This is a genomic window from Thermodesulfobacteriota bacterium, assembly GCA_040753795.1.
Classification (GTDB): domain Bacteria; phylum Desulfobacterota; class Desulfobacteria; order Desulfobacterales; family Desulfosudaceae; genus JBFMDX01.
On sequence record JBFMDX010000004.1, the window covers coordinates 44,567 to 57,244 of the forward strand.

Consider the following 12,678-nt stretch of genomic DNA (forward strand, 5'->3'; position numbering starts at 1 on the left):
CTCCCCGTCTAAATAAATATATCTGTTATGGCGTCCGCCAGACGCTTTCATCAAAAATATGGCGACCGATGTGCCTTAAGGCGTCTCCCATGGTCTCCCGCGGTATGTCCAGGCTCCAGGCGAACTGGACGTCTTCCGTGCTTTCCACGTGAAATTGGTCCGGGAGAATGGCCTTCAGGACGGCCGGCCTGTCAGTGAAAACAAAAATAAAATCCGAATCCTCATAGCCGCTGGCCAGGGTCTCCAGGCGGAAGCGGACACCTGGCCACAGGGATTGAAGGCTCAACTGATGTTCGCTGACCGCAGCCACCCAGTTTACCCCGTCCCGCTCATTCCGATCGGCCGGAAGCAGATGCCAAAAGGGGATGCTGTTAAAATCGGCCGTGGCCCGTTGTCTGTCCGGCAGGGACCGTCCGTCCTTCCACAGGTCAATCGCGTACATGGCCATATCCGTCACCTTAAGACCGCAGCTTTCAAACAGGGCCTTCTGGTTTTGGGCGGGTTCGGATGTCATTTCCAGCAGCACACGGCTGAAGGTTCGCTTGATCAAATCCATGACCGTGCCGTCAGCCGCGGCGCCGGTTCCGTAGAACCACCGCAGGGCGTCGGACAGGAGCCGGTATTCCGGGTCATCGGCGACGAAATCGTCCGCTCCAGGTTCCGCCGGCCGGCCGGCGGCATCCTTCTCGATCAGCCGACGGGCCGCCAGTTTATAGTCGTCATAAGCGGCGTAAAATAATTCCCCGCGGACGGGAACAAGGACGCCGGCGTCGTAAATCATCATGCCCAGACGATCCACCACGGCGTCGATCAGGGACACCACGTAATACCGGTCGAAAATATACTCTCCGGCAACTTTTTCCCGACCGTCGGCGAAAAGGTCAAGCAAAGCCCGGCCGTTTTCCAGGAGTTTTTTGAATCGCAGGGTCTGGACGCAGAACGTTCTGATTTCTCTTTCTCTGTTACCGCTTTTCTTAAGTCTTTTCAGCACACCCATGATTGCCTCTCCTCTATTTCCGACGCCTTCTTCCCGTTTGCTGACGGTCAGCAGCGGGCACTCCAGGCTGCCGGTTACCTTTGACAGCCAGTGCCGCTGTCCGCACTGCCCCTTGTCCGGCAGATCTTTGCCGCTGCCCCAGACAATGGATTGAAACGGCGGCCGGTCGGCCAGAAACTTCACCAACTCCTGGGCCGGGTCGCCGATTTTAAGCGCGGAATTGACCTCGATGCCCTGTGGGATAAATGTTTGCAAGCAGTCGGACAGCAGCTTTCCCGCCCGGATTTCAATATTCCGGATCGTGTTCCGCTGGGGACCAAGGCCGGTCCGCACGGCAAAGGACATGGGCACAATCATCAGCACGGTGACCCGGGCATCCAGTCGCAGCGCCAGTTCCCGGACATAAGTCACGGCTTCGGGAAAGATTTTTTCTTCTTCAAAAACAAGCAGAATGTTATGCAGCATCCCTGGCCTCCTGAAAAATTTTAGATAGCAAGGATCCTGCCAGACCGGGGGAACAAAACAACCTGTTGGATTTGTTTGAACAATTAAATCTCGTGCGCATGGGGGCGGGAAACGACGCGTTGCAAAACGCAACGGCGGGCTTATCCGGTGCAAGGGCCCGGCGTAAAACCAGGGCGGGGATTAAGGTGTTGCAAAAACGAACGCGAGCGTTGCAAAACTCAACTCAAGTCGTACTTCTTCATTTTCCGCCACAGGGAAGCGCGATCAATCCCCAGGATTTCCGCGGTTCGGGCACGGGCGCCGCCGGTGATCTTCAGAAGATGAGAGATATAGTCCTGTTCCAGTTCGGCCAGGGTCATGAGTTGTTCTTCCGGCGGGTTGTAGGTCTGAAGCTTGAAGGTGACCAGGTCCGGGGGCAGATCGCACTCACGGATGACGTTCCCCTGGCAGACCGCCACGGCTCGCTCCAGGATGTTTTCCAATTCCCGCACGTTGCCCGGAAAGGCGTATCCGCGCAGCAACTCCAGGGTTTTTTCGGATATGGCGCCGACATTGCGGTTGCCCCGGCGGTTTAAGCGGGAAAGAATATGGTAGGCCAGCAGGGGAATGTCTTCCCGGCGTTCGGCCAGGCCGGGCAGCTTGATGTTGACGATGTTGATGCGGAAATAAAGATCCTTGCGAAAGGTGCCGGCATCTACCGCGGCCTTGATGTCCACGGCCGTGGCGGAAACGATGCGGACGTCAACGGAAACAGGCTTACTGCCGCCAACCCGGAGCAGTTCCCCTTCCTGAAGCACCCGCAGCAGCTTGATCTGCATGGTATGGGGCATTTCTCCGATTTCGTCCAGAAGCAGGGTGCCGCCGGAGGCGGCTTCCAGCAGGCCGATGCCGCGGCTTTCGGCACCGGTAAAAGCCCCTTTTTCATGACCGAACAACTCGTTTTCCAGCAGGCTTTCATTCAGCGCGCCGCAGTTGAAAGCCAGAAAAGGACCGTCGGCACGCCGGCTGGCGGCGTGAATAGACCGGGCCACCAGCTCCTTGCCGCTGCCGGAGTCGCCGGTAATCATCACGTTGCAGTCCGTGGGACCAATCTGCTGAATAATGGAGACCACCTCACGAATTCTGGCGCTCTCTCCGATGATGACCGGCATCCGTGATTTCCCTCTGGCCGGAGAATCACCGGCCGTTGCAGCCTGCCGGCTACGGCAAACCTGCAGGGCCGCCTTTACCCGCTCCCGGACCCGGTCCGGCGTAAACGGCTTCTCCAGATAATGAAAGGCGCCTTCCCGGGTGGCCTCCACGGCCCCGTCCAGCGAGGCAAAGCCGGTAATCAGAATCACTTCCACCGCCGGAAAACGGGCCTTGATGCGGGTCATCAACTCCAATCCGCTCATGGTGGGCATGCGCACGTCACTGATGACCAGGTCGCAGGAGGATGTCTCGATATGCTCGATGGCCCGCTGGGGATTGGAAAAGGCGGAAACCGCGTATCCTTCCTTCTCCAGAATCCGCCGGAGCTGCTTGAGGGTAATGGGTTCGTCGTCAATGATGACGAGGCTGGGTGTCATGGCATAACCCGCCGCTATCCGGCTTTTATTCCGGATGGGAAATCGTTTTGGGTCCTTTTATTTGTCTGAATGAAAATACCGTATGACAAAAACAATTTAATTGCAATAAACAGGGGCAATTGTAAAATCTGGAAAAAGGATAACAAAGAATCTCAATCCAACAGGCGTGCATCCCGTGAACTTTTTAAACCGCTTATGGAAGCGTCGGCAAACGATCCGGAAGACGGAGCGGCCGCCCCGGCCGGAAGGGTGGAACCTTACCATCGCCGACCTGATGGCCGAAGTGGAGGCCGGCCGCCGCAAAACCCTCGGCCCGCCGGAACTGGACTGGGCCCGCGATTACGAGCGCAGCCTCATTCCCGAAACCATGAGATTCCCGGCCAAAGGAGATGTCTTTGAAGCCCTTCAGGACATGGAGGTGGAGTTTATGACGGCCTGGTCCGCGCCGTTTACCGGCGGTGGAAAGGCGGTAATAAAACAAGGAGAAAAGGTCCGGGTGGATTCCGAACCGTCTGAGTCAAGACCGATTGGAACATATGCGGTCGCGGTGGACTATAAGACAATGGAAGAACGGATGGTTCCCGCAGCCGACCGGAACGCCTCCAAATATGGCGGCTTTTATTTCTATTTCAGCACGATTGATTTGAATACCCGATTTGCCCTGGTACCGATGGATCCTGAACGTGCCTCGGCTTCCGGAAAAGAAGAAACCGGCGGATAATTATTTTTCAGGCAGGAATTGGCAGGCGATGAGTCAGGAAAAACGAAACTTCGATCGGGGGGCCGGGTCATGGGATGACAATCCGGTCAGAGTCAAACTGTCCCGGGATCTTTTCCGGGCCATATCCGGCCGGATCGCCTTGACGCCGGCCATGGATATGCTCGATTTCGGCTGCGGCACCGGCCTGGTGACCCTCCGGTTCCAGCCCCATGTCCGCTCTATCACCGGCGTGGACAGTTCGCGGGGAATGCTGGACCAGTTTGACAAAAAAATTGCCGAACTGAAGCTGACCAACGTGCGGACCGCTTTGGTCGATCTTGACCGGGGCGACACCCTGACCGGAAGTTATGACCTGGTCACCAGCCATATGACCCTGCATCACGTAAAACATATTGAGCCTCTTTTTGCTCAATTCCACCACATAGCCGCTCCCGGCGGTCATCTGTGCGTGGCCGACCTGGACCTGGACGGCGGAAAATTCCATGACGACAATACCGGCGTTTTTCACTTCGGGTTTGACCGGGACGCCCTGCGCCGGGTATTTACGAAGGCCGGGTTTGTCGATGTCCGGGACGGGGATGCCGCCGAGGTAGTCCGTCCGGGCGGTGACGCGGAAATCAGGCGGTTTACGGTTTTTATCATGTCGGGCCGGAAGCCGGAAAATGTCTTGGCATAAAACAGGTCTTCAGGTTTTTGCCAGTGTATCTTATTCGTTCTTATGAATAGTAACCATCCCGAAAAGGAGGATCCTCACATGAAAAACACAACCATAGTCAGCCTGATTGCTGCCGTCATGATCACCGCCGCGTCCTGGGCCGCGGCTACCGATCTGATGACCGATATGCCGCTGCCCGCGGCCCGCATGGAGGGCGGGAAGCCCCTCCTGCAGACGTTGAAGGAACGACAGTCGGCCCGCGCCTTCAGCGATAGGGCGCTGCCGGCCCAGATGCTGTCCGATCTTCTCTGGGCGGCCTTCGGCGTCAACCGGCCGGACTCCGGTAAACGCACGGCCCCCTCGGCCCGCAACTGGCAGGAGGTGGAAGTGTACGCGGTCTTGGCCGACGGGACCTATCTTTACGACGCCGGCGCCAACACTCTGCGGGCGGTTGCCGCGGGCGATCTGCGCAAACTGACGGGCATGCAGGACTTTGTGGCCGCGGCCCCCCTCAACCTGGTATTCGTGGCGGATACCACAAAAATGAAAGGCGCTTCTTCCGACGACCTGTCCCTGTATATGGGCGCCGACACCGGCTTTATCAGCCAGAACGTCTATCTCTTCTGCGCCTCGGAAGGGCTGGCCACGGTGGTCCGGGGCCTGGTCGACCGGGATGCCCTGGGCAAAGCGATAAACCTTCCCGAACACAAAAAAATCGTCCTGTGCCAGACCGTGGGTTATCCGGCGGCCGGAAAGTAGTCTCGAGGGATAATCACGAGAAAGCCGTCACGCCACCGGCGTGATTTTATCCGGAGAAAGCGAAAAAACAGAAGGGGCGACCGGCGGGTCGCCCCTGATTACCGCCAGGCGAACGGCTGAGCCGGATTGGCGGAAGCGTACATGAAATAAAGGATTAATGGGGATTTTTAAAGCTGGTCCGGTTGATAAAATCATTATTAAGCTGTTTATAAACCTGCTCAAAATTGATCTGCACTTTCTGGTTGTAAGCCGTTTCCTTGTCCGAAAACCATCGGCCAAATTCCGTGTTGTAAAAGTCCACCAGCCTCACCAGTTCGTCATCCGTATAGACATCAAAGCCCTGCTCATAAGAATGAATCAGGCTGTCGCCGGCTTTTTCGAATATGACACCGTATTTTTCGTCCAGGTCCTTTTCCGTTATGTCCGGGTACTGCCTCAGGATTTCGGCTTTATAGCCGGCTATCGACTGTTTGACAACCTGTTCAACCCCCATCTTACGGATCAGTATGTTCACGTTTTCACTCCTGGAAGCGGACACGGCGATGGTAGAAGCCAGAGACAATAATATTGTTGCCAACAGAAAAAATATTTTCATTTCCTCTCTCCCGCGGTTAATTTTTTCCCGCGACTTGAACCTCGAACCAACGTTCTAATTTTCAGCGGTGGCCTTACTAACCATGCGTAATGGGAAACGGTTGTCACCGCCCATTGCAGCGCAGCCGAGTGCGAACGGTTTTTTCGGAAAAAGCGGGCAGACTGTTTGAGTTCGCCGATAGGCGAACGAGTTTCTGACCGCGCCGAAAAACGTTCGCGCGAGGGCAGCCGAAGGCCAAGCTGCCGGGCAATGTTTCTTTTGGTACTTTTCTTTGCGCCAAAGAAAAGTACATATAAAAACCTTTATCCGATCTGAATCCGCGCTTCGGATTTTTTCACCATGGGCACCAGCACGTCGCGTTGGTCGGCAATCAGTTCGATGGCGCTGGTGGGGCACTGCAGGGCGCACTGGCCGCAGCCGATGCATTTTTCCACGGCGATGACGGCCCGGTCTTCGGTCTGGCGGATGCAGTTGGTGGGGCAGTGTTTGACGCATTTGCCGCATACCTTGCACTTTTCCGGACGGGTCACCTCGGCCCGGTAAAAACGCCTCATGTACAGGGGAATCAGGCCACGGTTGTAGCTGCCGTAAACGCCGCAGCAGTCCCAGCAGCAGTTGCACACGGCGATGTTGGGCAGGCGGATGTCGTCTTTCTCATGGAACAGGGTATGCACGGCGCCGGCCTTTGAGACCTCTTCCAGAATCTTCAGGGCGTCGGCCCGGGTGATACGGCGGCCGTAGCCATACTCGATCAGGCTGTTGGCCATGGGGCCCACCGCGACGCAGGTTTCCGGCTGGATGTGGAACCGGCAGGGAGTATCTACGAATTTGCGCCACTGGCGGCAGAAGCAGTGCAGGACGACAATGGCGTTGTCCCGGCCGTGCCGGTCGATCAGTTCGGACACATACTGGGTGGGGCCGGCCGTCTGGGCAGCTATACCAAGGGATTGGCCGACCGGCACCGTCCGGCCCGCGGCCGGATCATCCGGCGGCCGGATGGCGCCGATGGTCTGGTAGGGCTTGGTGACGGCCCGGGTAAACCAGTTGAGGGCCGGACGCAGGGGAAACACATTCAGTTTCCTTAAAGAATTGAACAGGTCCTCCGAAGCCCGGGCAAAGGCTTTCTCCTGCGCCCCTTCCCGGCCGTGACAGAGCTGCATTTCAAACCAGCCCACTACGATGGGCAGCAGCTCAAAGCCGCGGTCGCCGTTGGCAAACGTATACGGCCAGATCCAGCCTTTTTTGACCAGATCGTCCAGATACGCCAGGGCCTTTTCCCGGGGCAGACCGGTCTTGCGCGCGGCCTCATCGACCGTGTGCGGTTCGGGTCCCAGAGTCAACAGAAAGTCAACGTCCTGCGGCAGGGCCACCACGTCCATGAGATCCAGCAGGCCGCCCACGATGGGAATGAGAATCTCGTTCTTGGTGTTCATCATTTTGGCCAGCCGTCGAAGCTTCTTGCGGTCGTTTTTCATTTCGCGTTTTACTCCTTTATCTCCTGCCGGTTTTCATTTAAATGCGGCCAGCGCCAGCCGGACTTCTTCGGAAACCGGCCCGGACAGGTCCCGGCCGGAAAAATCGTTCAGGGCCGCGCCGGCGTTTGCGCCGCCGATCCGGCCCAAAGCCCAGGCGCACATTCCCCGGACCCGGTCATCCGTGTTTTCTTTAAACGCCCGGACCAGGTCCGGTATAAAGACGGAATCCCGGCTGTTGCCCATAACCCGGGCCACGTTCATTTTCCACCGCCAGATATCATTATAGGACATGTAAAACATATGCGGCCAGACCCTGGTTTCAAAATAGACTTTATCCATGTGCAGCAGCGCCGGCAGATCGAAACTGTCGGCTTTCGCCGCCGCGCGTTCATTGAGCGGCAGATTTTTGGCCAGCCAGGGCTGATTGCGGGGGCAGACATTCTGACACCGATCGCAGCCGTAGACAAACATGCCCATGGGCTCCCGGAGTTCAAGCGGTGTGATGCCCTGACCGAAATAGGTCAGAAAGGAGATGCATAGCCGGGGATCGATGCGGCCGTTGCCTTGGAGCGCCCGGGTGGGGCAGGCGGCGATGCAGACGTTGCGGCACCAGTCCGGGCATCCCATGGACAAAGTGGGTTGGTCCGGCGCGTATTCCCGGTCCACGACCACCGCGATGGGCAGGGTCCATGATCCGCCCCGTACCACCCGGTGGGCGTAAAACAGACAGTTTTTGCCGAACGTCCCCAGACCGGCCCGGGCGGCCGCCACCCGGTGGGGAAGGTTGAACGGCACTTTGGAATTCATGCCGTTATCCCGCAGAAATCCGCGAAAGGCCTTGATCCGCTGTGTCAGGCCGTCCCGGGTCATTCGGTCGTCATCCAGGTAGCAGCGCCCGAAATGTCCTTCCATGGAACGGGGGTACGATTGGTTAAAATAATTTTCTATCAGCACAATAATCGTTCGGGCCTCGGGAAGAATGGTGGCGGGATCGGTTCCGTTTAACAGGTCCAGTCCCACGGCTTCGGCCCAGCCGTACTCTTCCTGTCTTTCCAGCAGATAGGCCTTGTGCGCGTCAAACGGTTCGGGGCCGGTAAAGCCTACGTCCTCAAAGCCCAGCCGATGGGCTTCCCTGATAATGTCTTGTTTGGAAACGTTCATGACTTCCTTTCGTTGTTTCGTTTATGCCCGTCGGGAAAAACCGCTTCGTCCGTGCGGTTTGATCAGATACCCCGGGACGGATTTAAAATGCCCCGGATCATGCGGATCATCACCCGTTCAGCCGTTTCCACGGACAGCTTCTGGTGATGCCGCAGGCTGTGCCAGGCGGTCCAGGAGGTGACCGCCTGCAGGGCGGCGGTCACTTCCGCGGCCGTTTCTCCGTCCAGGCGGGCGATTTCCGGCCCAAACACCTCCGCGGCCTGTTGCCGCTTGAAGGCCCGGAACCGCTCCAGCTCCGCGGCCATGACTTTGGATGTGACTTCGGCGCCGATCATCACTTTGCGGACCGGGGAGATAAACTCCAGGAGCGTTACCCGGTGGTCAACAAAAGCGGCCAGCCGAGCCTCAAAGGGCGTTTCCGGCGGGAGGTCAATTTCCAGCAGGGACTTGAGCCGCTCTCCCTGAAGGGCCATGAGTTCATTATAAATGGCCTCCATGTCTTTGAAGTGATGGAATACCAGGCGCGGCGACACCCCGGCCCGTTCGGCCACCTGCCGGGCCGAGGGATGGGGCGTGCCCGCCACGATCAGTTCCAGCAGAGCAGTGACGATGGCGTTGCGCGACCGGCCGGACCGGGCCCGGCGGCCGTCCGTTACAGAGGACTTTTTTTCATTCATGATCCGATGATCTCTTTGGATGTCTTCAGGCGCGCCCCGGCCCGGACCATCTCTTCCAGGGCGTTTTCCGTATCTCCCGGCCGGGCCTCGATGGCCTTGACGGCATCTGTTATCACCACCGTGGGGATATTGTTTTTACGGGCCTCCAGTACCGTCGCCCGGACGCAGTATTCGGTGGCAATGCCGGTCACATACAGTTCATCAACGCCCTTGTCCTGCAGCACCCGCAGCAGATCGACATTGGTGGCCTCAAAAGCGGAATACCCGTCATCCATGTTTCCCGTGCCTTTGAACAGTTCCAGGTGAATTGGCGCGGTATTCAGGTCCGGATGATAATCCGCGCCCCTGGTATCGCGGACGCAATGAACCGGCCAGCGCTCAAAATGGCGGGTGTCCGCCGGGTGCCAGTCCCGTGACGCCAGCACCAGGTCGAACCGATCCATGAGCTTGTTGATGACCGGAACGATGTGGTCGCCGTCGGGCACCGCCAGGGCGCCGCCCGGGCAGAAATCATTCTGAACGTCATTGACCAGAAGGGCTTTCATGCCGACCTCCTTTCTTCTATGGCTGTCCTCGCCCAGTGTATCCGGCAAGCCTGTGAAGGCTCCCCCTACCCACTTAACACTTAAAACTTAACCACTTAAAACTTAACACTTAACCCCTTAATCACCTCATCCCTCATGCCTTCCAGCCGGGGAGACAGGCCGACCTTGTAAATGTGCGGCATTTCAAACCGCTTATGTTCTTCCGGAAGAAAAGCGAGCCTTTTACGGCCATACTCCCTCATCGCAATCACATCCGTTTCCCGGCTGATAATCTCGCCCCCCTCCATAACGGGCTTTTGCAGTGGCTCCGACGCCAGTCCCCGCAGGGCGCAATGCTTGTCGCGCTCAAACGGGTGCGCCATTTCTTCCGGCGATCCTTCATCGACCAGGCAGACGCAGTCGGCATAGAACTTGCCCGCGCCGTTGAAATACCGTCGGGTCTCTTTTTTTCCCGGCAGGGAAATCTTTTCCAGGGTGTTGGACAGTTTCAGAGTCGGCTGACCGTTATAGGCGGCCAGCTTGTAAACCCCGTCCAGGGCCGCGGTGGTTTTGCCGGTGACCAGTTCCGTGCCCACGCCGAACCCGTCGATGGGCGCCTGCTGTTCGTTGAGGCTGCGGATCAGGTATTCGTCCAGCTGGTTGGAGGCCAGAATCTTGGTTTCCGTCAGGCCCGCCTCGTCCAGCATTCGCCGGGCCTGCTTGCTCAGATAGGCCAGGTCGCCGCTGTCCAGCCGGACGGCCTTTAACGTCTGCCCGGCTTCTTTCAGCTCCAGGCCCACCAGGATGGCGTTGGGCAATCCGCTGTGAAGTGTATCGTAGGTGTCCACCAGGAGAATGGTATTGTCCGGATAGAGCCGGGCATAGGCGCGGAAGGCGGCCAATTCATCATCAAAACTCTGGACCCAGGAGTGTGCCTGGGTACCGGCAACCGGCAGGCGGCAGCGCTGGCCCGCCAGCACGTTGGAGGTGGCGTCGACGCCGCCGATGACGGCCGCCCGGCTGGCCTGGAGCCCGCCCATGCCCTGGGCCCGGCGCAGGCCGAAATCGCTCACCGGCCGGTCGCCGGCCGCGCGCCTGACCCGGGAGGCCTTGGTGGCGATGAGGGACTCAAAATTGAGCACATTCAGCAACAGGGTTTCGATCAACTGGCATTCGATAATGGTTCCTTCCACCCGCACCAGGGGCTCCTGGGGGAAAACCACCTCCCCTTCCCGGACGCTGCAGATCGTTCCACGGAACCGGAAATCCTTTAGAAAGGCAAGAAAGGCTTCGGTAAAGGCCCGCTCCCGGAGATAGGCCCGGTCTTGTTCGCCGTAAACAAAACGGCTCAGGGCTTCCAGCAGGGTGTCCAGCCCGGCGAAGATCACGTAGCCGCCGTCAAAGGGATTGACCCGGAAGAAATAATCAAACACGGCCGTGTCATCTTTTTTGCCGGACAGAAAATAGCCCTGGGCCATGGTCAGCTCGTAGTAATCCGTGTACAAACCGCTGATGCCGGACAACCGCATTCGTTACCCCGTTGATTCCGTGCGTAATTCAAACACGCACTTTTCCGCGCCCATGGCCCGGCATTGAACTTCCCGGACGGAGATCGGCCGGCCGGAAATCGTGCCGGCGTACCCGGCCACGATGCCGGCGTAAAAATGGCAGACCGGCTTGTCCGAAGGCCCCAGCCAGCGGGCCTCCTGGGAGTTGAACAGCGAGACCCGCATAGGGTCGGCGGAAAAATCAAACTCCAGATGCCCCCAGCCGCCTTCGTCGGTGATCAGGCGGGACATCATGTTCATGGTCTTCTGAAAAAACCGGGCCATGAGCGGATCGGTCCGGACCTCGTCCAGGATGCGGCTATTGGAGATGAGCGGCACCAGAAAAGAGGGCGCCCATCGGCCTCCCTGAAGAGCCTGGGTCACCTCCCAGGTGCACAGGGTCACGCCCATGTCGTACAGGGTCTGCTGCTTTTCTTCTTCCGGCATCCGGCCGGTCAGGGTGGTGTGCAGCAGATGGATGATCTTGGCGCCGGCCATGATCTCCTCCACGCCGCCGATGCCGATGCGGCCGGCCTTTAAATCCACGTCGTGGATCTCAAAGGCCGTGGCGCCCATGTAGGCCCGGGGCAGGACCATCATCTTTGCCGAAAGCCCGGGAATTTTCGTCAGCGGCCGCAGAAAAATCCGCACCAGCAGCGGATGGGCTTCCAGAAACTCCATCATCCCCAGCAATACTTTGATCTGTAATCGTTTTTTGTCCATGGTTTCCTTCCATCTATAAATGTAGGGATCAACGGCCCGCCGGAAGCTTCGACCGCATCATTGATATTATTCGTTTGCGGTTATCCATATATTCTTTTTCCCATCGTTTGTCGCAATAAAAACAATTATGCCACATGTTCTGGAGGACGGGGGAACCCCGCCCCTACCGCCGCCGATACATTGGTAATGACGATGATGCCATGTACATGAGTGGGCCTGACGACAAATGCATCCATGCCTACATCCACAAAATGACCCGGGACGTCTTTCCTCCAAATTCGTTTGCTCGATAAAGCCCGCATCGATATTTTAGGATGGCTTTAGTAAACCGAACGCTCTCTCAATAAAAGAGGACACAAACCCCCCGCCTCTGGGGAACCTGCTGTTTTCGAGTACCGTTTTCTGCTCCCACATTTTTTCAAGAATTAACTTCCGGGATTCAAATTCGCCGGGGGGGCGGCCGGATTCTTCAAAACCGGCTTTCTCTTCTTCAATGGCTTGTGACAGGAGATTCGGTGAAAACAAGCGGTCTTCCCACGCTTCCCGTTCCCCCACGGAACATAGCCAGCTTGCTTCACTTTCGTCGGAAAAGGAAAACCAGACCAGCTTTCTCAACAGCGTTTCACCCCGGGCGTGTTCATAAACAAGGGAATCCGGTCTTGAGTCGGCGAAAAGATATATGACTTCGCCGACTTTCCGTGAAAGCCGGACAGCGATTGACTCCGACCCCGTCAGGATGTCGTCATTCGGAGGGGAAGCGCCTGGACGATAACTATACACAGTCCAATCGGAACCGGGCACGGTTGCCAGG

At 57.7% G+C, this 12,678-nt stretch carries 12 protein-coding genes; 3 read left to right on the top strand and 9 right to left on the bottom strand.

What is annotated here, in order from left to right; translation table 11 throughout:
- Positions 1-25: 25 nt before the first annotated feature.
- A complete protein-coding gene (locus AB1724_06595; GenBank protein MEW6077458.1) occupies positions 26-1,462 on the bottom strand; it encodes a hypothetical protein in 1,437 nt (478 codons plus the stop codon).
- Positions 1,463-1,680: 218 nt separating this feature from the next.
- A complete protein-coding gene (locus AB1724_06600) occupies positions 1,681-3,030 on the bottom strand; it encodes a sigma-54 dependent transcriptional regulator (protein MEW6077459.1) in 1,350 nt (449 codons plus the stop codon).
- 175 nt (positions 3,031-3,205) lie between these two features.
- Between AB1724_06600 and AB1724_06605 the strand changes: the two genes are divergently transcribed.
- From AB1724_06605 to AB1724_06615, 3 genes are all read left to right on the top strand, one after another.
- Entirely contained in the window at positions 3,206-3,751 is a 546-nt protein-coding gene (locus AB1724_06605; GenBank protein MEW6077460.1) for a hypothetical protein, read from the top strand.
- Between the two features lie 28 nt (positions 3,752-3,779).
- Complete coding sequence (locus tag AB1724_06610; GenBank protein ID MEW6077461.1) at positions 3,780-4,427, top strand: class I SAM-dependent methyltransferase; 648 nt, start codon at positions 3,780-3,782, stop codon at positions 4,425-4,427.
- Between the two features lie 78 nt (positions 4,428-4,505).
- Positions 4,506-5,165: a SagB/ThcOx family dehydrogenase gene (locus AB1724_06615; GenBank protein ID MEW6077462.1), complete on the top strand. Its 660-nt coding sequence runs from the start codon at positions 4,506-4,508 to the stop codon at positions 5,163-5,165.
- 154 nt (positions 5,166-5,319) lie between these two features.
- On the opposite strand, the gene AB1724_06620 is transcribed toward AB1724_06615, so the two are convergent.
- The 7 genes from AB1724_06620 to AB1724_06650 form a co-directional block, all read right to left on the bottom strand.
- Complete coding sequence (locus tag AB1724_06620) at positions 5,320-5,760, bottom strand: DUF2059 domain-containing protein (protein ID MEW6077463.1); 441 nt, start codon at positions 5,758-5,760, stop codon at positions 5,320-5,322.
- A gap of 302 nt (positions 5,761-6,062) precedes the next feature.
- Positions 6,063-7,235: a 4Fe-4S binding protein gene (locus AB1724_06625; protein MEW6077464.1), complete on the bottom strand. Its 1,173-nt coding sequence runs from the start codon at positions 7,233-7,235 to the stop codon at positions 6,063-6,065.
- Between the two features lie 33 nt (positions 7,236-7,268).
- Complete coding sequence (locus AB1724_06630) at positions 7,269-8,396, bottom strand: 4Fe-4S double cluster binding domain-containing protein (GenBank protein MEW6077465.1); 1,128 nt, start codon at positions 8,394-8,396, stop codon at positions 7,269-7,271.
- Positions 8,397-8,458: 62 nt separating this feature from the next.
- A complete protein-coding gene (locus AB1724_06635; GenBank protein MEW6077466.1) occupies positions 8,459-9,073 on the bottom strand; it encodes a TetR/AcrR family transcriptional regulator in 615 nt (204 codons plus the stop codon).
- Complete coding sequence (locus AB1724_06640) at positions 9,070-9,618, bottom strand: isochorismatase family protein (protein ID MEW6077467.1); 549 nt, start codon at positions 9,616-9,618, stop codon at positions 9,070-9,072. The genes AB1724_06635 and AB1724_06640 overlap by 4 nt, the downstream gene beginning before the upstream one ends.
- A gap of 95 nt (positions 9,619-9,713) precedes the next feature.
- Positions 9,714-11,126 carry a nicotinate phosphoribosyltransferase gene (locus AB1724_06645; protein ID MEW6077468.1) on the bottom strand — a complete coding sequence of 471 codons (1,413 nt, stop codon included), beginning with the start codon at positions 11,124-11,126 and terminating at the stop codon, positions 9,714-9,716.
- Between the two features lie 3 nt (positions 11,127-11,129).
- Positions 11,130-11,867, bottom strand: coding sequence for a V4R domain-containing protein (locus AB1724_06650; protein ID MEW6077469.1), 738 nt, complete (start codon positions 11,865-11,867; stop codon positions 11,130-11,132).
- Positions 11,868-12,678 lie beyond the last annotated feature (811 nt).

Excerpts from the sequence above, each read along its gene's own strand:
- AB1724_06595 (MEW6077458.1), bottom strand. The coding sequence starts at position 1,462 with ATGCTGCATAACATTCTGCTTGTTTTTGAAGAAGAAAAAATCTTTCCC.
- AB1724_06600 (MEW6077459.1), bottom strand. The coding sequence starts at position 3,030 with ATGACACCCAGCCTCGTCATCATTGACGACGAACCCATTACCCTCAAG.
- AB1724_06610 (MEW6077461.1), top strand. The coding sequence starts at position 3,780 with ATGAGTCAGGAAAAACGAAACTTCGATCGGGGGGCCGGGTCATGGGAT.
- AB1724_06615 (MEW6077462.1), top strand. The coding sequence starts at position 4,506 with ATGAAAAACACAACCATAGTCAGCCTGATTGCTGCCGTCATGATCACC.
- AB1724_06620 (MEW6077463.1), bottom strand. The coding sequence starts at position 5,760 with ATGAAAATATTTTTTCTGTTGGCAACAATATTATTGTCTCTGGCTTCT.
- AB1724_06625 (MEW6077464.1), bottom strand. The coding sequence starts at position 7,235 with ATGAAAAACGACCGCAAGAAGCTTCGACGGCTGGCCAAAATGATGAAC.
- AB1724_06630 (MEW6077465.1), bottom strand. The coding sequence starts at position 8,396 with ATGAACGTTTCCAAACAAGACATTATCAGGGAAGCCCATCGGCTGGGC.
- AB1724_06635 (MEW6077466.1), bottom strand. The coding sequence starts at position 9,073 with ATGAATGAAAAAAAGTCCTCTGTAACGGACGGCCGCCGGGCCCGGTCC.
- AB1724_06640 (MEW6077467.1), bottom strand. The coding sequence starts at position 9,618 with ATGAAAGCCCTTCTGGTCAATGACGTTCAGAATGATTTCTGCCCGGGC.
- AB1724_06645 (MEW6077468.1), bottom strand. The coding sequence starts at position 11,126 with ATGCGGTTGTCCGGCATCAGCGGTTTGTACACGGATTACTACGAGCTG.
- AB1724_06650 (MEW6077469.1), bottom strand. The coding sequence starts at position 11,867 with ATGGACAAAAAACGATTACAGATCAAAGTATTGCTGGGGATGATGGAG.